This is a genomic window from bacterium, from assembly GCA_026129405.1.
GTDB lineage: Bacteria > Desulfobacterota > Binatia > DP-6 > DP-6 > JAHCID01.
In genome coordinates this window covers 131,680-156,823 of record JAHCID010000009.1, presented here as the reverse complement: position 1 = coordinate 156,823, position 25,144 = coordinate 131,680, and the positions used below count along the sequence as shown (strand labels likewise).

General features: G+C 73.7%; 14 protein-coding genes. 10 read left to right on the top strand and 4 right to left on the bottom strand.

Annotated elements, in window-relative coordinates; genetic code table 11:
• Positions 1-1,823: 1,823 nt before the first annotated feature.
• Positions 1,824-4,892: a hypothetical protein gene (locus tag KIT14_23415; protein ID MCW5893475.1), complete on the bottom strand. Its 3,069-nt coding sequence runs from the start codon at positions 4,890-4,892 to the stop codon at positions 1,824-1,826.
• A 460-nt stretch (positions 4,893-5,352) separates the two neighbouring features.
• On the opposite strand from KIT14_23415, the gene KIT14_23410 reads away from it, so the two are divergent.
• Complete coding sequence (locus tag KIT14_23410; GenBank protein MCW5893474.1) at positions 5,353-6,204, top strand: c-type cytochrome; 852 nt, start codon at positions 5,353-5,355, stop codon at positions 6,202-6,204.
• A gap of 18 nt (positions 6,205-6,222) precedes the next feature.
• On the opposite strand, the gene KIT14_23405 is transcribed toward KIT14_23410, so the two are convergent.
• Positions 6,223-6,888, bottom strand: coding sequence for a class I SAM-dependent methyltransferase (locus tag KIT14_23405; protein MCW5893473.1), 666 nt, complete (start codon positions 6,886-6,888; stop codon positions 6,223-6,225).
• Between the two features lie 120 nt (positions 6,889-7,008).
• Complete coding sequence (gene metE, locus KIT14_23400; protein MCW5893472.1) at positions 7,009-9,354, bottom strand: 5-methyltetrahydropteroyltriglutamate--homocysteine S-methyltransferase; 2,346 nt, start codon at positions 9,352-9,354, stop codon at positions 7,009-7,011.
• Between the two features lie 114 nt (positions 9,355-9,468).
• On the opposite strand from metE, the gene KIT14_23395 reads away from it, so the two are divergent.
• The 9 genes from KIT14_23395 to KIT14_23355 all read left to right on the top strand — a co-directional run bounded on the left by KIT14_23395 (position 9,469) and on the right by KIT14_23355 (position 24,118).
• Entirely contained in the window at positions 9,469-10,893 is a 1,425-nt protein-coding gene (locus tag KIT14_23395; GenBank protein MCW5893471.1) for a DUF2083 domain-containing protein, read from the top strand.
• A gap of 67 nt (positions 10,894-10,960) precedes the next feature.
• Complete coding sequence (locus KIT14_23390; GenBank protein ID MCW5893470.1) at positions 10,961-11,737, top strand: ABC transporter substrate-binding protein; 777 nt, start codon at positions 10,961-10,963, stop codon at positions 11,735-11,737.
• 6 nt (positions 11,738-11,743) lie between these two features.
• Positions 11,744-13,210: a cobyric acid synthase gene (locus KIT14_23385; GenBank protein ID MCW5893469.1), complete on the top strand. Its 1,467-nt coding sequence runs from the start codon at positions 11,744-11,746 to the stop codon at positions 13,208-13,210.
• 179 nt (positions 13,211-13,389) lie between these two features.
• On the top strand, positions 13,390-15,432 hold the full coding sequence (locus tag KIT14_23380) for a protein meaA (GenBank protein MCW5893468.1): 2,043 nt from the start codon (positions 13,390-13,392) through the stop codon (positions 15,430-15,432).
• The gene (locus KIT14_23375) at positions 15,429-16,427 is read left to right on the top strand and encodes a protein kinase (protein MCW5893467.1); all 999 of its coding nucleotides are present in this window, start codon (positions 15,429-15,431) and stop codon (positions 16,425-16,427) included. Before KIT14_23380 ends, KIT14_23375 begins: the two co-directional genes overlap by 4 nt.
• A complete protein-coding gene (locus KIT14_23370; GenBank protein MCW5893466.1) occupies positions 16,417-18,324 on the top strand; it encodes a methylmalonyl-CoA mutase in 1,908 nt (635 codons plus the stop codon). Before KIT14_23375 ends, KIT14_23370 begins: the two co-directional genes overlap by 11 nt.
• Positions 18,325-18,327: 3 nt before the next feature.
• Complete coding sequence (scpA, locus tag KIT14_23365) at positions 18,328-20,571, top strand: methylmalonyl-CoA mutase (protein MCW5893465.1); 2,244 nt, start codon at positions 18,328-18,330, stop codon at positions 20,569-20,571.
• The gene (gene meaB / locus KIT14_23360; GenBank protein ID MCW5893464.1) at positions 20,568-21,578 is read left to right on the top strand and encodes a methylmalonyl Co-A mutase-associated GTPase MeaB; all 1,011 of its coding nucleotides are present in this window, start codon (positions 20,568-20,570) and stop codon (positions 21,576-21,578) included. Before scpA ends, meaB begins: the two co-directional genes overlap by 4 nt.
• A 143-nt stretch (positions 21,579-21,721) precedes the next feature.
• Entirely contained in the window at positions 21,722-24,118 is a 2,397-nt protein-coding gene (locus KIT14_23355; GenBank protein MCW5893463.1) for a PAS domain S-box protein, read from the top strand.
• 35 nt (positions 24,119-24,153) lie between these two features.
• Here the strand turns inward: KIT14_23355 and KIT14_23350 are convergent, their stop codons facing one another.
• Entirely contained in the window at positions 24,154-25,077 is a 924-nt protein-coding gene (locus KIT14_23350) for an ABC transporter substrate-binding protein (GenBank protein ID MCW5893462.1), read from the bottom strand.
• Positions 25,078-25,144: the final 67 nt, after the last annotated feature.

Sequence of the window (25,144 nt, the reverse complement as noted above, 5' to 3'; positions counted from 1 at the left end):
CGGCGGCATGAAGACCCGGCCGGCACGCGAGGTCGCGGCGGCGTTCGCGCTCGCGCTGGTCGCGTACCTGGCGTGCTGGCTCGTCGTCCGACCCGTGCCGACGGGCGACGAGGTGCACTATCTCGTCGTCGCCTGGAGCCTGGCGCACGACGGCGACCTCGACCTCGCCGACGACTACGGCGTCTCCGACATCGGCACCCTCGACGCGTCGCTCGCGGGCGTCGAGCCCGGGACCCACGCGCATCGCTTCCGCCCCGGCGGGCCGCTGCTGTCGACCCACGGCCACGGCCTGCCGCTGCTGCTGGCGCCGGTGCTGTGGGCCGGCGGCGGGCTCGCGGGCGTGCGCCTGCTGCTCGTGGTGCTCGCCGCCTGGCTGGCGGCCGAGATCGCGGCGATCCTGCGTCTCGTCCTGGCGGCGCACGCGAGGCTGCGCGCGATCGCCTGGGCCGCGACCTTCCTGACGCTGCCCATGATCGTCTACGCGAACCAGGTCTATCCGGAGCTGCCCGGCGCCCTGGCGATGGCGATCGCCCTGCGGCGCCTGCTCGCGCCGGCGCCGCGCCCCGGTGCGCTCGCCGTCGCGGCGGTCGCGGTGGCGGTGCTGCCCTGGCTGCACGTGCGCTACACCGGCCCGGCGGCGGTCCTCGGGCTCGCGCTCCTCGTGTGCGCGTGGCGGTCGCAGGGCGCCCGTACGGCGGCGGCGGTCGGCGCGATCCCCGGCGCGTCGATGCTGGCGCTGCTCGCGACGTTCCGGATGCTCTACGGCAGCGCGTCGCCCGCCGCGCCGTTCGCGGCGGTGTACGGGGCGTCGTTCGCGCCCGCGCTGGAGCACTTCCGGCAGAACGTCACCGCGTCCGTGCTCGGGCCCGGCACCGGCTGGCTTCCCGTGTCGCCCGCGCTGTGGATCGGGCTCCTCGGCTTCGTGATGCTGCTGCGCCGGGGCGAGGTCGCCGCGTGGTGGGCGTGCGCGGCGCTCGCGCTCTATGCGCTCCCGCTGAGCGCCAGCGAGCACATCGCGCCGGGGTGGAGCTATCCGGGCCGGCTCCTGCTCGTGGCGGTGCCCTTCCTCGCGATGCCGCTGGGCGCCGCGCTGCGCCTCCGCCCCGGGCTGCGCTTTGTCCTGGCGCCGCTCGCGCTCCTGTCGGCGGCGATGGTCGTCGCCGCCCTGCGCGAGCCGGAGGCGCTCTATCCGGCGAGCCCGACGCGCTCCGCGCTGCCCGTGGCGCGCGCGCTCGGCGACCTCTGGCCGGGCTTCGTGCGGGCGCCGCGCGGCTTCGCCGTCGCCGCCGCCGATCTGCCCCGCACGACCGGGCGCCTCGCGCCGCAGGCCGACGGCACCGCGGTGGCGCGCGCCGCGGCCGGCGAGGACGCCGCCGGCTGGCTCGCGTTCGGTCCCTACCTCCCGCTGCACGAGGGGCGCTATCGTGCGAGGTTCGATCTCGCCGGCGGCGCGGGTCTGCCGGACGACGCCGTCGTGGCGACGGTCGACGTCGCCAGCGACCAGGGGCACGTCGTGCATGCGGCGGCCGAGGTGCGGGCCGGCGCGCTCGGGGCGGGGCGGCCGATCGCGGTCGAGTTCACGCTGCCGGACGTCGCGCTGGTCGAGACCCGGGTGTTCTTCGCCGGGGCGGGTGAAGTGCGGCTGTCGGCGGTGCACGTCGACGCGCTGGAGCAGCACGCGAGCGGCGACGGGTCGGGGCTCGAGCTCGCGTGGATCGGCGGCACCCTCGGGCTCGGCGTCGTGCTCGGACGGCGGCGCGATCGGCGGGGGTCGCGCCGCCGTCCACGCCGGCGCGGACCCCTCATGCCGGGGCGGGGCGGCGCTACGGCTTCGCCAGCTTCACCGCGACCTTCTGCTTCTTCGTCCGCAGGCCCGGGCCCGACACCTCGAGCGTCAGCTTCGTCGACTTCGCCAGCAGCAGCGGCAACGCCGCGGTTCCGTCCGTCGCGGTGATGGTGCTGGCGTCGAAGCCCTTGCCGGTCGCGCGCACGCGGGCGCCCTGGACCGGCAGGCCGAAGACGTCCTGCACGGCGAGCGTCAGCGCGTCGCCGCGGCGCAGCTTCACGCGCTTCTTCGTGCCGGTGATCTCGATCGGCACGCCGTCCTTCGCCTTCAGCTTGCGCCGGGCGAAGGTGCCCGTCGGCTTCGCCAGGCCGTCGTCGAAGGTGAGCGTGCCGGTCCTGCCCGGCTTGGCGCGCAGCGTGATCGTCTTCGCGCCGACGGCGCCGCCGCTCGTCGAGGTCATGACGATCGTCGCCGGGCCTGCGCCCGTGCCGGTGACGTCGGTGGTGTAGCTGCCCGGCGACAGCAGCCACTGCGACGGCTCGCCGGCGGAGTACGCGGCGCCCTCGGCGTCGTTCACGTAGACGCCGGCCGCGTCGAAGCCGACGCCGGCGCCCTGCGCGTCCCGCACGAGCAGGGTGATCGGGGAGTGCACGTCGACGCCGACGCCGTGCATGGCGGGCAGGCAGCTGCCGGAGTAGGGGCCCGTCGGCGACACCGTCGGGTACGGGTAGCCGAAGAACGCGCTCGCGTCGCTGGTGACGAGGCTCGTCGCCGCGACCGGACGGCCGCGCACCGGCAGCGTGGGGTTCTCGTTGCGCGTGACGGCGAGCGGACGCGTCGTCTCCCACTGTGCGAGCGGCACGAGGTTCGATCCCCAGTACACCTCGTGGCTGCCGGTGCCGAGCGGTGCGACCTCGATGGGCAGCACGGCGCCGGCGGGCGCGTCGGGCGTCGTGCCCGCGAGGTAGTCGCCCATGCGCCGGCCGTCGCCGCGGGCGAAGAACACGACCGCGGCCTGGCTGCCGTCCTGCGTGGTGATCGGCGCCCAGTCGACGTTCTGGAGGTCGGCCAGGCCCTGCTCGCGCTTGCTCTCGAGCCAGCGCACGAGCGACTGGACGACCTTCGCCGGTGTGCCGCGGCCGGTGACGCCCTGGGTGGACGTGCGCTGCGACGCGGGCAGCTCCTCGGTCTGGCGCTGGTCGAGCGCGAGGCCCAGCGTCGGTCCGGGCGGCGAGCCGATCGCAGGGCTGCCGAGCGTCACGAACGCGCTGCCGTCGCCGAGGAGCGCGTCGGCGTCGTCGATGGCCTCGGCCAGGACGAGCAGCTGCGTCGAGGCCGGCTGCGTGCGGTCGGTACCGAGCCAGAGGCCGTAGACGATCTCGCCGCTGCCGTCGGTCGGAGCGACGCGCACGACGTCGAGCACGGCGCTGTCGCCGGGCGGGAAGACGCGCCCGCCGGCGGCGTCGCAGACGAGCAGCCTCGGCGTCTGGTCGCGCTGCGGCCCGACGTAGCGCGGCACCTTGAAGCGCACGCGCTGGCCGACGATCGCGGCACCCTTCGAGTCGGTCACCTTGATGCGCAGCACCGCGAACGAGGCGCGCGTGCTGTCGTTCGGCAGCGGGTTCGGCGTCACCGTCACCTCGACGCCGAGGTCGACGATGCGGACCTCGCTCGTGGTGATCGCGCCCTCGTCGTTGGTGACCGCCCCGGACGCGTTCGCGAAGCCCGGGAACTGGAAGGTCACCGTGCCGGCCTTCGTCGGCTTGAAGCGCCAGGTGAGGGTGCCGCTCTGGTCGGGCCCGAGGTCGAGCGCGGGCGGGACGGGTCCGTCGATCGGATCGACGGCGCCGGTGCCCGAGACGGTCGGAGCGCCGGCGGGGCCGACGCCGGCGAGCGCCTGCGCGGTGGAGTTCGCGAGCGTCACCGTCACCGTGATCACGGCGTTGACGTCGTCCGGCGCGACCTTCGCACGCGACGGCGTCGCCTCGGCCCGCGCCGTCAGCGCGGGCGCGCGGAGGAGGAAGCCGGCCTGCCGCTCGTCGTGTCCGCCGATGCCGACGACGTCGCCGGTGTCGGAGATCGCCGTCGCCACGTAGAGCGTCCAGCCCGAGCCCGCGGGCAGGAGCGTGTTCAGGTCGGTCACCGTCTTCGTGGTCGGATCCCACATCCCGGCCCGCACCGGATCGAGCGCGTTGCCGGTGGCGATGGTGCCGACGACGACGTGCTTGGCGTTGATGGCGTTGTGGGCGGTGAGCCCGACGATCGGCGTCTGCGTGCCGTCCTTCGTGCGCAGGAACCAGGTCCGGCTCTGGCCGCTGCCCTTGTAGCCGAAGACGGCGCCGTCGCGTGCGAGCGTGTTCTGGACCAGCAGCGGGCTGTAGACCGAGCCGCCGAAGAGCGCGAACGGGCTGCGGTCGGGCGTCAAGTCGAGCTTGACGCCCGCGGCGGCGGGGGCGGCGGTCGACCAGAGATAGTAGCCGTCGGCGGCGCCCGCGCCGGTGATCTCGCCGAGCATGGTCGTGCCGTCGCCGCTGATCGCGCCGACGCGCGCGCTGCCCGCGCCGGGCGGCAGGTTGCCGGCGCCCACGAGGACGAGCGGACCGCCGCCCGCGGGCCGGTAGAAGCCGAGGTAGTGGGGCGGACCGTCGTCGAGCGACGTGCCGCCGACGACGTTGCCGGCGGCGTCGACGTCGGTCGCCTGGCTGAAGTCGAAGCCGGTGCTGGGCGGGCCGATCTGCACCGGCGTCGTGGCGCCGTCCCAGTACACGGCGTGCACGTTGTTGCCGTCGACGTACTCGAGGCCGACGATGCGGCCGCCGTCGCCGATCGCGAGCGCGTCGCTCAGCTGCGTGCCGGGACGCTCGGGCAGCGGCGTGAGGGTGCCGTTCGCCCACATGGCGGCGTGTCCCGGCGCGTCGTCGTCGTCGCGGCCGACGACGTCGCCGACGACGCCGCCGTGGGCGTTGATGCCGATGGGGATGAAGGCCCCGAGGTCGACGACGGTGGCGGCGGTCGCAGGGCGGACGAGCGCGGCGAGCACGAGCAGCGAGGCGATCGCGGCACGCGGGCGCCGGGCCCGGGACGGACACGGGTTCGCGGGGTGCACGGCGGGGGAGGATTCGTCGACGCGCGCGGCGCGGTCAATCGAATTTCCGTACGTCGAGTGACGGATGGCGGGTCGTGCCCCGCAGATGCGCTGCAGGCGCGGGGTGCGACCGTTTGGCGCGGTGCACGCGCGCACCACGTGACGTAGGAGGGACGGGTGGAGCCCCGGACCTGCACGCTCGCGCTGGGCGCCGCGCTGCTGTGGGTCCTCACGGGCGCCGCGCCGGCACGCGCCGCCGTCGACCCGGCCGGCGCCTGGGACGGCACGTTCTCGCCGCGCCGTGCGGCGGCGAGCGCGGCGGCCGGCGTGGCGGTAGAGGTCCGGTACGGTTGCCGCGACGAGATCGGCTGCCGCCGCCTGCGCGCTGGCGCCCGCGCGGCGTGGCGTGTGCGGCCTGTCATCGCAGCGCGCGGACGGCGTTCGGCTGGTGTGGACGGGACGGGGCCGCGGGGATGGGCTCGTGGGCCGCCTGCGCCTCGCGCAGGGACGGCGGCGCGTGCGCGGCCGTCTCGCCCTCGTCCGCCGCCCGGCGGTGGGGCCGCCCGGCGCACCGTGCGACGATCCCTACTTCGCGGAGCAGGTCATGGCGCGCGTGCTCGTGCCGGTGTGCGCCGCCTGTCACGTCGCAGGCGGGCAGGCGGGCGGGACGGCGCTCCTCGTCGACCCGGGAGACGTCGCCGCGACGCAGGGCCGCGTCGCGACCCAGGTGGACGCCGCGGAGCCGGCGCAGTCGCGGCTGGTGCTGAAGCCGCTCGCTGCGCTGCCGCACGGCGGCGGCCGTGCGCTGGCCGCGGGCGGGGACGAGGCGGCGATCCTGCTCGCCTGGGCGACCCGCGTGGCCGCGGGCGGATGCGGTGCGCCGCCGGCGGATGCCTACACGGCCCGCTGCGCGTCGTGTCACGGCGCCGACGGCCGCGGCACGACGCTCGGCCCGAACGTGCGTTGCGCGGTGCACGTGGAAGCGCCCGTGCGCGCCGGCCGCGGCGACATGCCGGCGTTCTCCGCCGCCGTGCTCCCGGCCGCCGACCTGGCGGCCGTCGAGGCACGGCTCGCGACCTGGTGCGACGAGAGCGGCGCCGCCCGCGGCGCGGATCTCTTCCTGGCGAACTGCGCCGGCTGCCACGGGACGACGGGTGCGGGAGGCGGCGATGCGCGCGGCGTCGCAGGTCCCCCGATCCGCTGCATCGGTCTCGCCACCTTCCTGGAGCAGGTGCCGGAGGGCGCCGGCGACATGCCGGCCTTCCCCGAGCTGTCCGCGCCCGACGTCCGCCTCCTGCACGGCCACGTGCGCACCTTCTGCCCCGGCGGGTGAGCGCGGGCGGCGCCCCCCTCAGCGTCGGGCCGCGAGGAAGGCGAGGGTTCCGAACAGCGTCGTCACCATGCCGCGCTCCTCGACGGCGGTGAAGCCGGCGCGTCCCACCAGCTCCGGCAGGCGCCCCGCGAAGTTCGCCCCGACCCGGTCCGCGCCGTCGACCCACTGGAGCAGGTGCGAGACGACCTGCATGGCGAGGGTGTGCGGCCGCCCGAAGTCGGCGACGTGCAGCTCGCCGCGCTCCCCGAGCGCGCGATGGAGCGCCGCCAGGGCACTCAGCTTCTCGTCTTCCGTGAGATGATGGAGGACCAGGCTCGTCAGCACGCGGTCGACGCTGCCGGGTGCGAGCCCCGCGTCCTCGATGCGCCCGCAGCGCAGCTCGACGTCGACGCCGGCCGCCTCGAGCTTGGTGCGCGCGATGGCGAGGACGCGGGGGTCGACGTCGATGCCCACCACGTGCGCGTCCGGATGCGTCTGCTTCACGAGCAGGGCGAGGGTGCCGGTCCCGCACCCGAAGTCGAGGACCGTCATGCCGGCGGCGATGCGCGCCTGCGCGAGGAGGCGCCGCTTGATCTCGTCCTCCCGCAGCGTCAGCCGCAGGAGCGGGTCGTAGAGCGGCGTCAGGAGATCGAACCCGAGCGCGGGGACGAACCCCGAGATGGAACGCGACGGCGTGGGCTCCATGCGCCTCGTGTGTGCCGAACGGGCGCCCGGCGCAACGGGTGGCGTGGCGGCGCGCCCGGTGCGATGGAGCGCGCCGTAGCGGCAGGGACCTCACGGGCGAGTGCAGGGCCACGGGTCGCGTCAGGCGCGATCCCGCCGTGCGGGCGCGCGCTTCAGCCCGGCGCGCACGCGTTCGGTCACGATCCGGCTGCGTACGCGGCGAGCCGCCTCCACCATGCGCGCGAGCGCCGCCTCGACCTCCGGCCAGGCCCTGGTCTTCAGCCCGCAGTCGGGGTTCACCCAAAGGCGCTCCGAGGGTACGACGCGGAGCGCGCGATCGAGCAGCACCTCGACGTCGTGGGTCGTCGGAACACGCGGCGAGTGGATGTCGTACACGCCGGGCCCGACCGCGTTCGGGTAGCGGAAGCGCGCGAAGTCGTCGAGCAGCGCCATCGCCGAGCGCGACGTTTCGATGGAGATCACGTCGGCGTCCATGGCGGCGATCGCCTCGAGCACGTCGCCGAACTCCGCGTAGCACATGTGGGTGTGGATCTGCGTGTCGGGATGAGCGCCCGCGGTCGCGAGCCGGAACGCGTCGACGGCCCAGCGAAGATATGCCGGCCAGTCCGCGCGGCGCAGCGGCAGGCCTTCGCGGAGTGCCGGCTCGTCGATCTGGATCATGGCGAGGCCGGCCGCTTCCAGGTCCGCGACCTCGTCGCGCAGCGCCAGCGCGATCTGCCGGCAGGTCGTGCTCCGCGCCTGGTCGTCACGCACGAACGACCATTGCAGGATGGTGACCGGGCCGGTGAGCATGCCCTTCAGGGGAAGCGCCGTGAGGCGCTGGGCGTAGGTGGACCATTCGACGGTCATCGGTGCGGGGCGCGACACGTCGCCCCAGAGGATCGGGGGTTTCACGCAGCGGGAGCCGTAGCTCTGGACCCAGCCGTGGCGCGTATGCGCGAAGCCGGCGAGGCGCTCGCCGAAGTACTCGACCATGTCGGGACGCTCGAACTCGCCATGGACGAGGACGTCGAGTCCCAGCGACTCCTGGCGCTCCACGCAGCGCCGCGTCTCGGTGCGCAGGTGCTCGCGGTAGCCGTCGTCGTCCAGGCGGCCGGCGCGCCAGTCGGCACGCGCCGCACGCACGGCGCTCGTCTGCGGAAACGAGCCGATCGTGGTCGTGGGCAGCAGCGGCAGGCGGAAGCGGGTCTCGTGTCGCTTCGCGCGCGCCAAAAACGGCTCCGCCCGCGCGAGCATCGTCTCGTCGACGCTTGCGAGGCGCCTGCGCACGGCGGGGTCGTGGGTCCGGTCCGAGGCGCGACGTGCGGCGAGGGCCGCGCGCGCCGCCTCGAACGCCGCGGAGACCGGTGCGGGCGTGGTCGCGGCGTCGGCGAGGGCCCGGACCTCGTCCAGCTTCTGCACGGCGAACGCGAGCCAGGTCGAGAGCTGGGCGTCGAGTCCGGGCTCGAGGTCGAGGTCCATGGGAACGTGCAGGAGCGAGCACGACGGAGCCACCTCGACGCGGGCGGCACCCAGCCGTCGTACCACCCGGTGCACGACGGCATGCGCACGGTCGAGATCCGTGCGCCAGACGTTGCGGCCGTCGACCACGCCGAGCGAGAGCGCCGTCGCGGGCGGCAGCACGTCGAGCGCGGCGTCGAGCTGCTCGGGTGCCGTCACCAGGTCCAGGTGGACGGCGTCGAACCCCGCCGCGAGCGCGATCGGCAGCTGCTCGCCGAGGTCGCCGAAGTAGGTCGCGAGCACGACGCGCGGGCGCACGCCCGCAGCGAGCCGGGCGAGGGCCTGGCCGGCCTTTCGCCGCCAGGTCGCGTCCAGGTCGAGGACGAGCGCCGGCTCGTCGAGCTGGACCCACGCCACGCCACGTGACGCCAGCAGCGCGAGCAGCTCCGCGTAGACCGGCACGAGCGCGGGCAGGAGGTGGAGCGTGCCCTCGCCCGGGTGGCCGCCGGCAGCCTTCGCCAGGCGCAGGAAGGTCACCGGGCCGAGGACGACGGGGGAGGCGTCGATCCCGAGGGCCTGGGCCTCGTCGATCTCGGCGAGGATCTTCGTCGCATCGAGGCGGAAGGTCTGGCCGGCGTCCAACTCGGGGACGAGGTAGTGGTAGTTGGTGTCGAACCACTTCGTCATCTCCAGCGCGGGCAGGTCGGGGCCGCCGTCGGACTGGTGGCCGCGGGCCATCGCGAAGTAGGGTGCGAGCGGCTCGGTGCCGGCTCGGTAACGGGTCGGGACGGCACCGAGCAGCAGCGCCGTGTCGAGGACGTGGTCGTAGAACGAGAAGTCGTTGCACGGGACGCGATCGAGGCCGGCCGCGTGCATCGTCCTCCAGGCGTCGCGGCGCAGCGCCGCTGCCGTCTGCGCGAGCGCGCCGGCCGGTGACCGTCCCGCCCAGTGCGCCTCGAGCGCGCGCTTCAGCTCGCGGTTCCGACCGATGCGTGGGAATCCCAGACAGACGGCGCGTGTCCCCATGCCCTTCTCTTCGCCTCGATTGACAGCGGGGTCAATCGCCGGACAGACTATAAGTGCTGAGATTTGCGAATGTTTTGTTCCGATATGCGAATGTTGCAAAGGGGATTTGGGGCGATGGCGAAGAGCTTCATGGGGGTGCGGCTGCGTCGGGTCCGCGAGGAGCGCGGAATGAGCCAGGTGACCCTGGCGCGCGCGCTCGGCGTGTCGCCGAGCTACTACAATCAGATCGAGAAGAATCGCCGGCCGTTGACGGTGGGGCTCCTCGTGCGCGCGAGCGAGGTGCTCGGGCTCGACGCGCAGTACTTCTCCGAGGAGGGCGAGTCGCGTCTGCTCGTCGAGATGCGTGAGGCCCTCACCGCCTCGGTGCCCGAGGAGTCGATCTCGCGCGTGGAGCTCGTCGAGGTGGCGAGCAGCGTGCCGGCGGTGGGACGTGCGTTGGTTGCGCTCCATCGACGGTACCGCAACGCCGTCGAGCGGGCGGAGGCGCTCGCGAGTCGGCTCGGCGCTTCCGAGCACGCCGTCGTCGAGCCGCCGGCGCTCATGCCCTACGAGGAAGTGCGCGACTTCTTCTACGCGCAGCACAACTACCTCGACGAGCTCGACGTCGCTGCGGAGCACCTGGCGGACGAGATCGACCTCCTCGGCGGTGATGCCGAGGCGCGGCTGGCGGAGCGGCTCGGCGCGGCGCACGGCGTGCGCGTGGTGGTCGACCGCCGCGTGGGGGACGCGCCGCTGCCGCAGCGGCGCTACGAGCCGCGGGACCGGGTGCTGACCCTGTCGCCCCACCTGCTGCCGGGACAGCGCGCGTTCCAGATGGCCACCCAGCTCGCGTTCCTCGCGCAGGCGCCGCGGCTCGACGCGCTCGCCGCCGCCGGCGCGTTCGCAAGCGACGAGGCGCGACGTCTCGCGCGCATCGGGCTTGCGAGCTACTTCGCCGGCGCGCTGCTCATGCCGTACACGGCGTTCGTGCGCGCCGCAGAGGAGGTGCGCTACGACATCGAGCGGCTCGAGCGGCGGTTCGGGCTCGGCTTCGAGTCGATCTGCCATCGCCTGAGCACGCTCCAGCGCCCGTCGGTGCGCGGCGTGCCGTTCTTCTTCGTCCGCGTCGACCGGGCCGGCAACATCTCCAAGCGGCAGTCGGCGACGGCGTTCCACTTCTCACGCGTCGGCGGGACGTGTCCGCTCTGGGTCGTCCACGAGGCCTTCGAGAAGCCCGGCCGCATCGTGCGCCAGCTGGCGCAGCTTCCCGACGGGCGGGTCTATCTCTGGCTCGCGCGAACCGTCGAGCGCGGGCAGGGCGGATGGGGTGCGCTGCGCAAGACGTTCGCGATCGGTCTCGGCTGCGACGTGCGGCACGCCGGCCGCCTGGTGTACTCGCGGGGGCTCGATCTGGACGATCCGCAGGCGCCGACACCCATCGGCGTGGGCTGCAAGGTGTGCGAGCGGCCGGCGTGCCCGCAGCGCGCCTTTCCGTCGCTCGGCCGCCCGCTCGCGGTGGACGAGAACGCGAGCCGCTTCGATCCCTATCCGGTGGCGTGACACGGTGGCATGACACGATGGCATGACCACCTCGACCCCACAGGCTCCGCGTGGCCGAGATCCTCGCATCCGCGTCGTGTCGCTCACCTGCTCCAACACGGAGATCGTGTGTGCCCTCGACTGCGCGGACTTGCTCGTGGGCGTCGACGACCACTCGGACCATCCGCCCGCGATCGTCGCACGCCTGCCGCGCGTCGGCCCCGATCTCCAGATCGACGTGGCGCGCGTGGCGGCGCTGCGTCCCGATCTCGTGCTGGCGTCGCTCACCGTGCCCGGACATGAGCGCGTCGTCGAGGCGCTGGAGGCCGCCCGGTTGCCGTGGATGGCGACGGAGCCCGTGAGCCTCGACGACGTCTACGCGGATGTCGCGACGATCGCGCGTGTGCTCGGCGTCGGCGGGCGTGCCGAGGGCGTCGTGCGGGCGATGCGGACCGCGCTGGGCGCGCCGTCCGCCGCGCCGGGCCGGCGCCCGAGCGTGCTCGTCGAGTGGTGGCCGAAGCCGGTGATCGTCCCGGGGGGCCGCTCGTGGGTGGCGCAGATGCTGGCGGCGGCGGGGGCCTGCGGCCCGCTCGACGACGAGGCGGTGAAGAGCCGGCCCATCACCGACGACGAGGTGCGCACCTTCGATCCCGACGCGGTGGTGATCGCCTGGTGCGGCGTTCCCTTCGCGAAGTATCGCCCGGACGTGGTCCGGCGCCGCCCGGCCTGGCGCGACCTGCGCGCGATCGCGCGCGGGCACGTCTACTGCATCGCCGAGGCTCATCTCGGGCGCCCCGGGCCGCGCCTGGTCGACGGCGTGCGCGATCTCCGCCGCGTCGTCCGCGCGTGCGGCGGGGCAGGCTGAGCGGCGATGCCCGCCGCGCTGATGCTCCAGGGCTGCGGCTCCGACGTCGGCAAGTCGGTGCTCGTCGCCGGTCTCTGCCGCCTCTTCGCCGATCGCGGTCTGGTCGTGCGGCCGTTCAAGCCGCAGAACATGTCGAACAACGCGGCCGTCACGCCGGACGGCGGCGAGATCGGTCGCGCCCAGGCGTTGCAGGCGCTCGCATGTCGGATCGCGCCGCACGTCGACATGAATCCCGTCCTGCTGAAGCCGCAGAGCGACGTCGGCGCCCAGGTCGTCGTGCTCGGCCGGATGGCGGGCACGTGGATGGCGCGCGGCTGGCAGCAGGCGCGGAGCGATCTCCTGCCGGTCGTGGTCGCCGCCTTCCGCCGTCTCCAGGCGGCGAGCGACCTCGTCGTGGTCGAAGGCGCCGGCAGCCCGGCCGAGACGAACCTGCGCGCGGGCGACATCGCGAACATGGGATTCGCTGCCGCCGCCGGGGTGCCCGTGGTCCTCGTCGGCGACATCGACCGCGGCCACGTGATCGCCGCGCTGGTCGGCGCGCACGCGGTCCTCGATGCGGACGACCGCGCCCGCATCGCGGGATTCGTCGTCAACAAGTTCCGCGGCGACCCCGCGCTCTTCGACGCGGGACGCGCCGACGTCGTCCGCCGCACCGGATGGCGCGATCTCGGTATGCTGCCGTGGCTGTCGAGCGCGCGCCGCTTGCCGGCCGAGGACGCCGTCGTGCTCGACGCGCCGGTGCCGGCAGGCACGGGCCGCGCGCGCATCGTCGTCCCGCTGCTCTCGCGGATCGCCAACTTCGACGAGTTCGATGCGCTGCGCGGCGAGCCCGACGTCGACTTCGCGTTCGTCCCGCCCGGTCGCGCGCTGCCCGGAGACGCCGCTCTCGTGATCCTCCCGGGCACGAAGGCGACCCGCGCCGACCTCGCGATGCTGCGTGCCGAAGGATGGGACGTCGACGTGCACGCGCACGTGCGCCGGGGCGGCCGCGTGCTGGGCGTCTGCGGCGGCTTCCAGATGCTGGGGCGGCGGGTGGCGGATCCGCACGGCGTCGAGGGGCCGCCGGGCGAGGACGCGGGGCTCGGCCTGCTCGACGTCGATACCGTGCTGACGGGCGACAAGGTCCTGCGGCCCGTCACCGGATCCCTGGTCCACGGGGACGCGCGCTTCACCGGCTACGAGATGCACGTCGGGCGCACGACCGGCGCGTCGTGCGGACGGCCGCTGCTCGCGATCGACGGCCGTGCCGGCGACGGGGCGCTCTCGGCCGACGGTCGCGTCGCGGGCACCTACGTGCACGGCCTCTTCGGCGACCGCACGGCACGCGCCGCGCTGCTCGCGCCGCTCGGCGCGACGGCGCGCGCGCCGGACCAGGGCGCCGCCGTGGACGCCCTGCTCGACGAGGTCGCGGCCGCGTGTGCGCGGCATCTCGACGTGGACGCGCTGCTCGCCGTTGCCCGCGGCGCGGCCTGAAAGTCCGCCGGCGCCCCCGCCCGCAGCGGACGGCGCCGGGGAGGGTTGGCGCCGCGACCTACCCCGTGGAGCCCGGAGACCACGGCGTTCGCAGAACTTCGCTCGCTGATCATGTACCTTCGCAAATGTGGACATCTTTTGGCTTTTTTCGTCGATCGCCGCTGCGTAGAAAGCGAATGATGCCGGCCATCGCACCACAGGCTCCGCGACTCGTGCCACCGCCGCATCGCATCCGGGCGGCCGACGGCGTTCCCGCTCGCGATCCTGCGTGGATCATCCGCACCTACGCGGGGCACTCGAGCGCCACCGCCTCGAACCGCCTGTACCGTGCGAACCTCGCCAGCGGGCAGACGGGCCTCTCGATCGCCTTCGATCTACCGACCCAGTGCGGCTACGACTCGGACGATCCCATCGCGCTGCCGGAGGTCGGCAAGGTCGGCGTGCCGATCAACTCGCTCGACGACTTCCACGTTCTCTTCGACGCCATCCCCATCGAGAAGATGAACACCTCGATGACGATCAACGGGACGGCGATGTGGCTGCTGGCGCTCTACGTCGCGCTGGCGCGCGAGCGCCACGTCGACACACGGCTGCTGAACGGCACCACCCAGAACGACCTCATCAAGGAATACCTCGCGCGCGGAACATACATCTTCCCGCCCGAGCAGAGCCTGCGCATCGTCGCCGAGATGTACGAGTTCTGCCTCGACGCCGTGCCGAAGTGGAATCCGTCGAACATCTGCTCGTACCACCTGCAGGAGGCCGGGGCGACGCCCGTGCAGGAGATCGCCTTCGCGCTCGTCAACGCGATCGGGCTGCTCGATCTTCTGCGCACGCGCGGGCGCTTCGATCCGAAGCGCTTGGACGACCTCGTCGGCCGCATCAGCTTCTTCGTGAACGCGGGCATCCGCTTCGTGGAGGAGATGTGCAAGATGCGGGCGTTCGGCGAGATGTGGGACGAGATCCTGCGCGAGCGCTACGGCGTCGCCGACGCGCGCGCGCGCCGCTTTCGCTACGGCGTGCAGGTGAACTCGCTCGGGCTCACCGAGAAGCAGCCCGAGAACAACGCCTGGCGCATCCTGATCGAGGCGCTCGGCGTGACCCTGAGCCGCAATGCGCGGTGTCGGGCCCTGCAGCTGCCCGCCTGGAACGAGGCCCTGTCGCTGCCGCGCCCGTGGGACCAGCAGTGGTCGCTGCGCCTCCAGCAGATCCTCGCGTACGAGACCGATCTGCTCGAGTACCCGGATCTCTTCGACGGCAGCCCCGTGGTGCGCTCGAAGGTGACGGAGCTGAAGGGCGAGGCGCAGGCACTCATCGACACCATCCTCGGCATGGGCGGCGTCATCGCGTCGATCGAGTCCGGGTTCATGAAGTCGGCGCTGGTGCGCTCGATGTCGCAGCGCATGAGCGCCATCAACACCGGCGACCAGATCGTCGTGGGGCTCAACAAGTGGGCCGAGGGGCTGACGTCGCCGCTCGTCGGCGGGGAGGACGGCGGGCTCTTCCAGATCGATCCGGCGGCGACGGCGCAGACCTTCGCGAGCCTCGAGGCGACGCGTGCACGGCGCGACGCCGGCCGCGTCACCGAATGTCTCGCGCGGCTGCGCGACGCGGCGCGGTCGGGCGACTCGATGATGGAGCCGTCGATCGCGTGCGCGCTCGCGCGCGTGACCACCGGCGAATGGGCCGGTGCCCTGCGCGAGGTGTTCGGCGAGTACCGGCCGCCGACCGGGGTCGATGGCCAGCGGCTCGGACTCGGCGGCGACCGCGTCGACCTGCTGCGCCGGCGGCTGGCGCGCCTCACCGAGACGCTCGGCCATCGCCCGCGCATCGTGGTCGGCAAACCCGGACTCGACGGCCACTCGAACGGCGCCGAGGTGATCGCGGTGTCGGCCCGTCACGTCGGCTTCGACGTGATCTACTCCGGCATCCGGCTGAGCGCCGAGGCGATCGTGCACTCCGCCGTCGAGGAGGACGCGGACGTGATCGGCGCCTCGGTGCTGAGCGGCTCGCACCTCGAGCTGGCGGCGCAGATCATGGAGACGCTGCGCACGTACGGTGCGGCGGATCGGGTGCGGGTGGTGTTCGGCGGGATCATCCCGCAGGGCGACTTCGCCAAGCTCCGGGCGCTGGGCGTCACGCGCGTCTTCACGCCGTCCGACTACCAGCTCATCGACATCATGGAGGCGATCGCCGACGTCATCGAGGAGGGCCGGCGATGACGCCCGACCTCGCCGGCCTCGTGGCGCGCGCGCGGACGCTCGACAAGGCGGCGGTCGCGACGCTGGTCTCGCTGTACGAGGACCAGCGGCCGTCGGCCCGCGCAGGACGCGCCGTCGTGCAGGACCTGCTCGACGCCGGCGCGTCCGACGCCTGCGTCGTGCTCGGCGTCACCGGCAGCCCCGGCTCGGGCAAGTCGTCGCTCATCGGGCGCCTCGCGGCCGAGCTGGTGGCGCGCGATCCGGCGCTCTCGGTCGCCGTGCTCGCGGTGGATCCGTCGAGCCCGATCTCGGGCGGCGCGCTCCTCGGCGACCGCACGCGGATGCGGCCGTCGACCGAACGCCGGCTGTTCTTCCGCAGCCAGGCCTCGGCGCGCGAGCTGGGCGGCCTCGGCCCGGCGACGTTCCAGGTCTGCCGGCTGCTGTCGCGGCTTTTCGACAGCGTGATCCTGGAGACCGTCGGCGTCGGTCAGAGCGAGGCCGACGTCCGCCTGCTGGCCGACGAGGTCTACCTCGTCCTGACGCCGCTCGGCGGCGACGAGGTGCAGCTCCTGAAGGCCGGTATCATCGAGATCCCGGACGTCTTCGTCGTGAACAAGTGCGACGAGCCCTCGGCCGACCGGGCCTACCATCAGCTGCGCGCGAGCCTCTGGCTGGCGCGCCCGTTCGACGCCGAGACGCTGCCGATCCACCGCACGAGCGCCCGCACGGGCGCGGGCATGGACGCGCTGGTCGACGCCGTGCTCGCGCGCATCCGCCGCGGCCCGGCGCGCGCCGTCGCCGAGCGCGCACCGCTCTTCTTCACCCGCTGGGTACAGGAGGAGTGGGGCCGCGCGGGCGTCGCCTTCCTCGAGGAGACGCTCGGGGGCTCCGAGGCGCACCTCGCGGCGGCCGACGGCTTCGACCGCGCGCAGCTCGGGTTCTCGACGCTGCTGCTCGCCGCCGTCCGCCAGGGCGAGGCCCCCGGCACGACGAAGGGGCGACGCCATGTCGCGTGACGCCGGCGACGCGCTCGTCCTCGCGGGCGAGTTCCCGCCGGTCGACCGCGCCCGCTGGCGGGCCGCGGTCGACCGTTCGCTCTCGCGCGACGCCACGACGATGTCGCCGGAGGCGCGCGACGCCCTGTTCACGAAGAAGCTCGTCACGACGACGTACGACGGCCTCGCCATCCAGCCGCTCTACACGCGCGCCGACGCGCCAGATCTCCCGCTCGGCGTCCCCGGGGCGCCGCCGTTCGTGCGCGGCGCGACGGTGGCGGGGGCCACGACCGGCGGCTGGGACGCCCGCGCCCGCGTCCCCCTCCTGGGCGACGGTGCGCCCACCGCCGTGCGTGCGCTCGCGGAGCTGGAGGGCGGCGCGACCTCGCTCCTGCTCGAGACCGCGTCGCACGCGGCGAGCCCCGAGCTGCTCGATCGCGCGCTCGCGGGGGTCTACCTGGAGCTGGCGCCCATCGCCTTCGACGCCGGAGCGGCGGCGGGGGAGTGGGGGCAGGCGCTGCTCACGCTTTGGAGCCGCCGCGGCATCCATCCGTCCGCGGCACGCGGCTCCTTCGGCATCGATCCGCTCGGCGACGCCGCCCGCACCGGCGCATGGCGGGGCGTCGAGCCCGCGCTCCAGGCGGGCGTCACGATGGCGATGCGCTGCACCGGGCGCTTTCCGGGCGTACGCCCCCTGCGCATCGACGCCACGCCGTACCATGAGGCCGGCGCCTCCGACGTCGAGGAGCTCGCCTGCGCGCTCGCGACCGGTGTCGCCTACCTGCGCCGGCTCGTCGACGCCGGCATCGCGGTCGACGCCGCCCTCGACCTCGTCGAGCTGCGCGTCGCCGCCACCGCCGACCAGTTTCTCACCATCGCCAAGCTGCGCGCGCTCCGGCGCTGCTGGGACCGGATCGCCGCGGTCGCTGGCGCCGGCGCGGCGCGGCGCGGGCCGGCGCTGCACGCGCAGGCGTCGCGCGCGATGCTGACGCGCTACGACCCGTGGGTGAACATGCTGCGGGCGAGCGTCGCCTGCTTCGCCGCCGCCGTCGGCGGGGCGACCGCGATCAGCCTCGATCCGTTCGACACCCGCATGCGCGCGGAGCCGAGCCCCCTCGGCGTGCGCATGGCGCGCAACACCCAGGCGATCCTCGCCGAGGAGTCGTACGTCGGCCGCGTGCTGGATCCGGCGGGCGGCTCCTGGTACGTCGAGTCGCTCACGGCCGCGGTCGCCGCCCACGCCTGGGACTGGTTGCGAGAGATCGAGGCCGCCGGCGGCATGGCGGCGGCGCTTGCAGCCGGGCTCGTCCAGGCACGCATCGCCGCGACGCGCGGGAGGCGCGAGCAGAACCTCGCGCGCCGGCGCGAGGCCGTGACCGGCGTCAGCGAGTTTCCGAACGTGCTCGAGGACGTCCCGCCGCCGTTCGCGCCGGCGGTCGCCGAGGCCCCCGGGGCGCTGCCGGTCTTCCATCGTGCCGACGCCTACGAGCGCCTGCGCGAGGCGGCCGATGCAGCCGCGCGAGCGGGCACGCGGCCGCAGGTGTTCCTCGCGACCCTCGGCCCGCTCGCGGAGCATACGCCGCGGCTCAACTTCGCGAAGAACCTGTTCGAGGCCGGCGGGATCGCCGCCGTCGGTGCCGGCACCGTCGATGCGGACGGCGTGGCGGCGCGGTTCGTGGAAAGCGGGGCCGCACTCGCGTGCGTGTGCGGCAACGACGAACGCTACGCCGCCGAGGCCGAGGCCGTCGTGGGGGCGCTGCGGGCGGCCGGGCCGCGGCGCCTCTACGTCGCCGGCTCGGTCGATCGGCTGCGCGAGACGCTCACCGCCGCCGGCGTGGACGAGTATGTGGTGCTCGGCTGCGACGCGGTCGACCTCCTCACCCGCGCCCTGGGCGCCGCGCTGCCGCCGCAGGAGTGATCCATGCCGACCGACACGAGAATTCCGAGCTTCGCCGACGTCGACCTCGATGGCGACACCCCTTCCGGCGCCGACGTGGATGCCTGGCGGGATGCCTACGCGCGCGAGGCGGCGCGCGACGGCGAGGAGACGGCCTGGCTGACGCCCGAGGGCATCGAGGTGGCGCCGCTCTACGGCGCCGCCGATCTCGAGGGCCTCGATTTCCTCGACGGCTACCCGGGCGTCGTGCCGTTCCTGCGCGGGCCGTATCCGACCATGTACGTGCAGAAGCCGTGGACGATTCGCCAGTACGCCGGCTTCTCGACGGCCGAGGAGTCGAACGCGTTCTACCGCCGCAACCTGGCCGCCGGGCAGAAGGGGCTGTCGATCGCCTTCGATCTCGCGACCCACCGCGGCTACGACAGCGACCACCCGCGCGTGCTCGGCGACGTCGGCATGGCCGGCGTGGCGATCGACTCGATCCTCGACATGCGCCAGCTCTTCGACGGCATCCCGCTCGATCAGATGAGCGTGTCGATGACCATGAACGGTGCGGTGCTGCCGGTCCTGGCGCTCTTCGTCGTCGCCGGCGAGGAGCAGGGCGTCGCGCACGCGAAGCTCACCGGGACCATCCAGAACGACGTCCTCAAGGAGTTCATGGTCCGCAACACCTACATCTACCCGCCCACCGCCTCGATGCGGATCATCTCCGACATCTTCGCGTGGACGTCGCAGGAGATGCCGCGCTTCAACTCGATCTCGATCTCCGGCTACCACATGCAGGAGGCGGGAGCGACGGCGGATCTCGAGCTCGGCTACACGCTCGCCGACGGCCTCGAGTATCTCCGCGCCGGGCTCGGTGCCGGCCTCACCGTCGACGCGTTCGCGCCGCGGCTGTCGTTCTTCTGGGCCATCGGCATGAACTTCTTCATGGAAGTGGCAAAGATGCGTGCGGCGCGCATGCTGTGGGCGAAGCTCGTGCGGCCCTTTGCGCCGAAGGACGAGCGCTCACTGTCGCTGCGCACGCATTCGCAGACGTCCGGGTGGTCGCTCACGGCGCAGGACGTGTACAACAATGTGGTGCGGACGTGCGTCGAGGCGATGGCGGCGACGCAGGGCCACACCCAGTCGTTGCACACGAACGCGCTCGACGAGGCGCTGGCGCTGCCCACCGACTTCAGCGCGCGCATCGCGCGCAACACCCAGCTCTTTCTCCAGCAGGAGTCGGGGACCTGCCGCGTGATCGATCCGTGGGGCGGCAGCTTCTACGTCGAGCGGCTCACCGCCGAGCTGGCGAAGCGCGCCTGGGCGCATATCCACGAGGTCGCGGAAGCAGGGGGGATGACGGCGGCGATCGAGCAGGGCCTGCCGAAGCTGCGCATCGAGGAGGCGGCGACGCGCACGCAGGCGCGCATCGACTCCGGGCGCCAGCCGGTCATCGGCGTCAACAAGTACCTGCCGGAGCGCGACGAGCCGATCGAGGTGCTGAAGGTCGACAATGCGGCCGTGCGCGCCCAGCAGATCGCGAAGCTGGAGCGCTTGCGCGCCGAGCGCGATCCGGCGGTGCTGCGGGCAGCTCTCGAGCGACTGACGAACGCGGCGGGCCGGGCGCTCGCCGGCACGCGCGAGCCCGGACTCGGCGAGAATCTCCTCCAGCTCGCCGTCGAGGCGGCGCGTGCCCGGGCCACGGTGGGCGAGATCAGCGACGCCCTGGGGCAGGTGTACGGCCGGCACACCGCGGAGATCCGCGCCGTGTCGGGTGTCTACCGGCGCGAATTCGGCGAGAGCGGCGACGTCGTGGCGGCGCGCAGGCGGGCCGAGGCGTTCGAGGCGCAGTTCGGCCGGCGGCCGCGCATCCTGGTCGCGAAGATGGGGCAGGACGGCCACGACCGCGGCCAGAAGGTGATCGCCACCGCCTTCGCCGACCTCGGCTTCGACGTCGATATCGGCCCGCTCTTCCAGACGCCGGACGAGGTGGCACGGCAGGCCGTCGACGCCGATGTGCACGTCGTCGGCGCGTCGTCGCTCGCGGCGGGGCACCTGACGCTCGTCCCCGAGCTGCGCGGTGCGCTCGCGAAGCTCGGGCGCGAGGACATCATGATCGTCGTCGGTGGCGTCATCCCGCCCGGCGATTTCGACGCGCTCCACGCCGCCGGCGCCGCGGCCATCTTCCCGCCCGGCACGGTGATCGCGCAGGCGGCGCTCGGTCTCCTCGATCGGCTGACGCTCCGGCTCGCGCCGGCCGAGCGGTCCGCGAGCCGCGCGTGAGCGAGCCGCAGGGGGCCGCCGTCGACGTCGGACGCTTCGCCGACGGCGTCGTCGCCGGCGATCGCGCCGCGGTGGCGCGGGCGATCACGCTCGTCGAGTCGACGCGTGCCGACCACCAGCAGGCCGCCGATGAGCTCGTATCGCGCCTCCTGCCGCGTACCGGGCATGCGCACCGCATCGGCATCACGGGCGTCCCCGGCGCAGGCAAGTCGACGTTCGTCGAGGCCCTGGGGACGCGGCTGACGGCGCAGGGACGCCGCGTGGCGGTGCTGGCGGTCGACCCGTCGTCGGTGCGCAGCGGCGGCAGCATCCTCGGCGACAAGACGCGCATGGCGCGTCTCTCGACCGATCCCGCGGCGTACGTGCGACCGTCGCCGTCGGCAGGCTCGCTCGGCGGGGTGACGCGCTCCACCCGCCAGGCGATCGTGATCGTCGAGGCTGCGGGCTACGACGTCGTCGTCGTCGAGACCGTCGGGGTGGGGCAGTCGGAGGTGGCGGTCGCCGAGATGGTGGACACGTTCCTCCTCCTCATGCTGACGCGTACCGGCGACAGCCTCCAGGGCATCAAGCGCGGCGTGCTCGAGCTGGCCGACGTCATCGCCGTCAACAAGGCCGACGGCAAGCACGTTGCCGACGCGCAGCGCGCCGCGCAGGAGCTGGCGAGCGCGATCCATCTCCTGGCGCCGAAGAGCCTGCACTGGCGTGTGCCCGTGCTGACGTGCAGCGCACGCGACGGCATGGGCATCGACGAGGTGTGGGCGCGGGTGCAGGGCCACCGCGCCTGCATCGAGGCAAAGGGCGAGCTCGAGGCGATGCGGCTGCGACAGGAGACGCAGTGGATGTGGTCCCTGGTCCACGACCGCGTACTGCGCCGGCTGCGCGAGTCACCGGCGGTGCGCGAGCACGCGCGGCGGCTCGAAGGCGAGCTGCGGGCGCGTGGGATGACCGCGTCGCGGGCGGCGGCTGAGCTGCTGGCGCGGCTCGGGTGGTGGGACGGGGAGGGGTGAGGCAGGCGTCGGGGCGGACCCACGAGTGGTCCGCGGAGAGCCCCCGGCGGCGATCGCGTCCAAGAACGCCGTGCGGCAACTGCCCGCTGCCGCCCCGGTATCCAATTGGGCCCCGAAGTCGGGTAGCTTGCCCGAACGCGGTCATGGAACGCTCCGATCTGCGGCGCTGGAACGCCTACGCGGCCGAGGCCCAGCGGCTGAGCCACACCGGCACCTTCGGGTGGAAGGTCGCGACCGGCGAGCTGGTCTGGTCGGAGGAGACCTTCCGCATCTTCGCGTACGACACGACCGTGACGCCCACGTTGGAGCTGGTGCTCCAGCGCTGTCACCCCGACGACGCCGAGCGCGTGCGCGGCGCCCTCGTGTGCGGCTCGGCCGACGGCGACACCTTCGACCTCCGCCATCGCCTCCTCCTGCCGGACGGCAGCGTGCGCCACCTCCGCATCGTCGCCAGCCCCTTTCGGGACGACGCCGGCGAGGTCGAGTACGTCGGCGCCGTCACCGACGTCAGCGAGCAGCACCGCGACAACGCCGCGCTCCAGGCCGCGAACGAGGACCTGTCGCGCTCGGAGGACCGCCTGCGGCTGGTCGTCGACACGATCCCGAGCATGGTCTGGAGCGCCGGGCCGGACGGCATGATGGATTTCCAGAGTGCCTCCTGGCAGGCCTACCACGGGCACACCCTCGACGAGCTCGAGCGCGGCGGATGGCTCGCGATCCTGCACCCCGACGAGCTCGGCAACGGTGAGACGTGGGCGAGCGCCGTGGCCACCGGCGGGCCCTACGAGATCGAGCTGCGGGTGAAGGGCACGAACGGCGAGTATCGCTGGTTCCTGAGCCGCGCCGTGCCGTTGCGTGACGCACAGGGCAGGGTGGTCAAGTGGTACGGCACGGTGACGGACATCGAAGACCGCAAGCGGGCGGAGGTGCTCCTCGCCGGCGAGAAGCGCGTGCTCGAGATGATGGCGCGCGGCGACGCGCTCCGCGCGGTGCTCGAGGCGCTGTGCCGCCTCGTCGAGGAGCTCACCGCCGATGCGTTGTCGTCGATCCTTTTGTACGACGCGAGCGCCGGCACGCTCCATCGCGGCGCGGCCCCGAGCCTCCCGGCCGCCTATTCGGAGGCGATCGACGGCGCGGCGATCGGGCCGAGCGCGGGGTCGTGCGGCACCGCGGCGTACCGGGCGGAGGCGGTCGTCGTCGTCGACATCGCGGCGGATCCCCTCTGGGCCGACTATCGCGACCTGGCCCTGCGGTACGACCTGCGTGCGTGCTGGTCGACGCCGATCCTCTCGACGGCGGGCTCGGTGTTGGGCACGTTCGCCATCTACCATCGCACCCCGCGCGGGCCGACGCCGTTCTCGGAGACGGTCGTCGCCCGGCTGACCCACGTCGCCAGCATCGCCGTCGAGCGCGAGCGCGCCGAGGCGGCGCGGCGCGAGCAGGCGAGCCTGCTCGACCTCACGCACGACAGCATCTTCGTGCGGGATCGCCACGACGTCATCACGTACTGGAACCGGGGCGCCGAGGAGCTGTACGGCTGGGGGCGCGATCAGGCCGTCGGCCGCGTCTCGCACGACCTCATGCGGACGGTGTTCCCCACGCCGATCGACGACATCCGTGCCATGCTGCTGCGCGCGGGGCGCTGGGAAGGCGAGCTCGTGCACACCAAGGCGGACGGGAGCCGGGTCGTGGTGGCGAGCCGGTGGTCGCTGCAACGCGACGCGCACGGCGAGCCCGTCGCGACGCTCGAGATCGACAACGACGTCACCGAGCACAAGCGCGCCGAAGCCGCGCTCCGCAACGTCGAGGCGGAGCTCGCCCGCGTCGCCCGCGTGACCACGCTCGGCGAGGTGACCGCGTCGATCGCACACGAGGTGAACCAGCCGCTCGCCGCGATCGTCAACAATGCCAGCGCCTGCCTCGCCCTGCTGCCCGACGGGCAGCCCGACCTGGACGAGATGCGCGACGCGCTCGGCGAGATCGTCAGCGAGGGCGAGCGCGCTGCGACCGTGATCCAGCGCGTGCGCGCCCTGGCCACGAAGACGCCGTCGGCGAAGGCGTCCCTGTGCCTCCGGGACGTCGTGGATGAGGTCGTGGGCCTCGCCCGCACGGAGTCCTCGTCTCGCGGCGTGACCATCCGCAACGAGGTCGCCGCCGACCTGCCGCCGGTCGTGGGCGATCGCGTGCAGCTCCAGCAGGTATTGTTGAACCTCGTCGTCAACGGCATGGACGCGATGCGCGCCGCCCCGGAGGCGGCGCGCATCCTCGTGATCGGCGGACGGCACGACGTCCATCACGACCGGCCCGCCGCGACCGTCACCGTTCGCGACTACGGCGCGGGCCTCGAGACGGCACAGGTCGAGCGCCTCTTCGACGCCTTCTACACCACCAAGCCGAACGGCATGGGTATGGGCCTCGCGATCAGCCGCTCGATCGTCGAGAGTCACGGCGGGCGGCTCTGGTGCGAGCCGCACCCGGGAGCCGGCACCACGTTCGCGTTCAGCGTGCCGGCAGCATCGATCGACGACGAGCCTCGCTGATCACCGGCGCGGGGCGTCTCCGCCGGCGGCCCGGGCTACACCCGCGTCAGCACCGCCGCATGCGCCTGCGCGAAGTCGTCGAACGCCTCGGGGTGGACGCACGCCGCCATGATCTCGAGCGACTCGACGAGCCGCGGCCCCGGCCGGTTGAAGAAGGCGTTGCCGTCGGTCACCCAGACCTGCGCGTGCCGAGGCAGCGGGCGCACCACCGTGCGTTCGATGAGGTCGCGCTCGGCGAGCGCGCGCGCCAGGGAGAAGCCGCACGGCTTCACCACGACGACGTCGGGCCGCAGCGCCGCGAGCACGGACGCATCGATCGTCGGAGCGGCGGCGCCCGCCGCGACGCCCACCGCCTCGCCGCCCGCCAGGGCGATCAGCTCCGGCATCCATGTCCCGCCGAGCATCAGCGGGTCGATCCACTCGAGCGACACCACCCGCGGGCGGCGGCCGGCGCGGGCGGCGCGGGCCGCGATGGCGTCGATCCGCGCCGTCATCGACGCGCGCAGCCGCGTCCCTGCGGGGACGCGGCCGATGGCGGCGGCCACGCGCAGGGCGTCGTCGAGGACGTGCGCGAGCCGCGTCGGCGTGAGGCTCACGATGCGCACGTCGTCACGATGGGCCAGGCGGGCGACCGCGGCACGGACGTCGCCCAGCGACACCGCGCAGACCTCGCAGAGATCCTGCGTGACGATCACGTCGGGCGCGAGGGCGGCGAGGCCGTCCTCGTCGACCTCGTAGACGCTGAGGGCGTCGCGCACGACGGCGCGCACCGCGGCGTCGATGGCGCGGCTCGAGCCGGAGGCATCGAGCCGCGCGCGCGTGAGCACGCGCCGGTCGCGGATCTCGGGCGGGTGATCGCACTCGTGGGAGATGCCGACGACCTCGGCCGCGGCGCCGAGCGCGCACACGATCTCGGTTGCCGACGGCAGGAGGGAGACGATGCGGAGGGGACGGGGCATCGAAGCGAAGGCTATGAGCCCCGGTGAGCCAGGGTCAATGCCGGACGTTCGTGCTACGGTGTGCGAC

Bases quoted from the DNA above. Each gene is read 5' to 3' on its own strand.
- KIT14_23405 (MCW5893473.1), bottom strand. From the start codon at position 6,888: ATGGAGCCCACGCCGTCGCGTTCCATCTCGGGGTTCGTCCCCGCGCTC.
- metE (MCW5893472.1), bottom strand. From the start codon at position 9,354: ATGGGGACACGCGCCGTCTGTCTGGGATTCCCACGCATCGGTCGGAAC.
- KIT14_23375 (MCW5893467.1), top strand. From the start codon at position 15,429: ATGACGCCCGACCTCGCCGGCCTCGTGGCGCGCGCGCGGACGCTCGAC.
- KIT14_23370 (MCW5893466.1), top strand. From the start codon at position 16,417: ATGTCGCGTGACGCCGGCGACGCGCTCGTCCTCGCGGGCGAGTTCCCG.
- KIT14_23350 (MCW5893462.1), bottom strand. From the start codon at position 25,077: ATGCCCCGTCCCCTCCGCATCGTCTCCCTCCTGCCGTCGGCAACCGAG.
- KIT14_23385 (MCW5893469.1), top strand. From the start codon at position 11,744: ATGCCCGCCGCGCTGATGCTCCAGGGCTGCGGCTCCGACGTCGGCAAG.
- KIT14_23395 (MCW5893471.1), top strand. From the start codon at position 9,469: ATGGCGAAGAGCTTCATGGGGGTGCGGCTGCGTCGGGTCCGCGAGGAG.
- scpA (MCW5893465.1), top strand. From the start codon at position 18,328: ATGCCGACCGACACGAGAATTCCGAGCTTCGCCGACGTCGACCTCGAT.
- KIT14_23355 (MCW5893463.1), top strand. From the start codon at position 21,722: ATGGAACGCTCCGATCTGCGGCGCTGGAACGCCTACGCGGCCGAGGCC.
- KIT14_23380 (MCW5893468.1), top strand. From the start codon at position 13,390: ATGCCGGCCATCGCACCACAGGCTCCGCGACTCGTGCCACCGCCGCAT.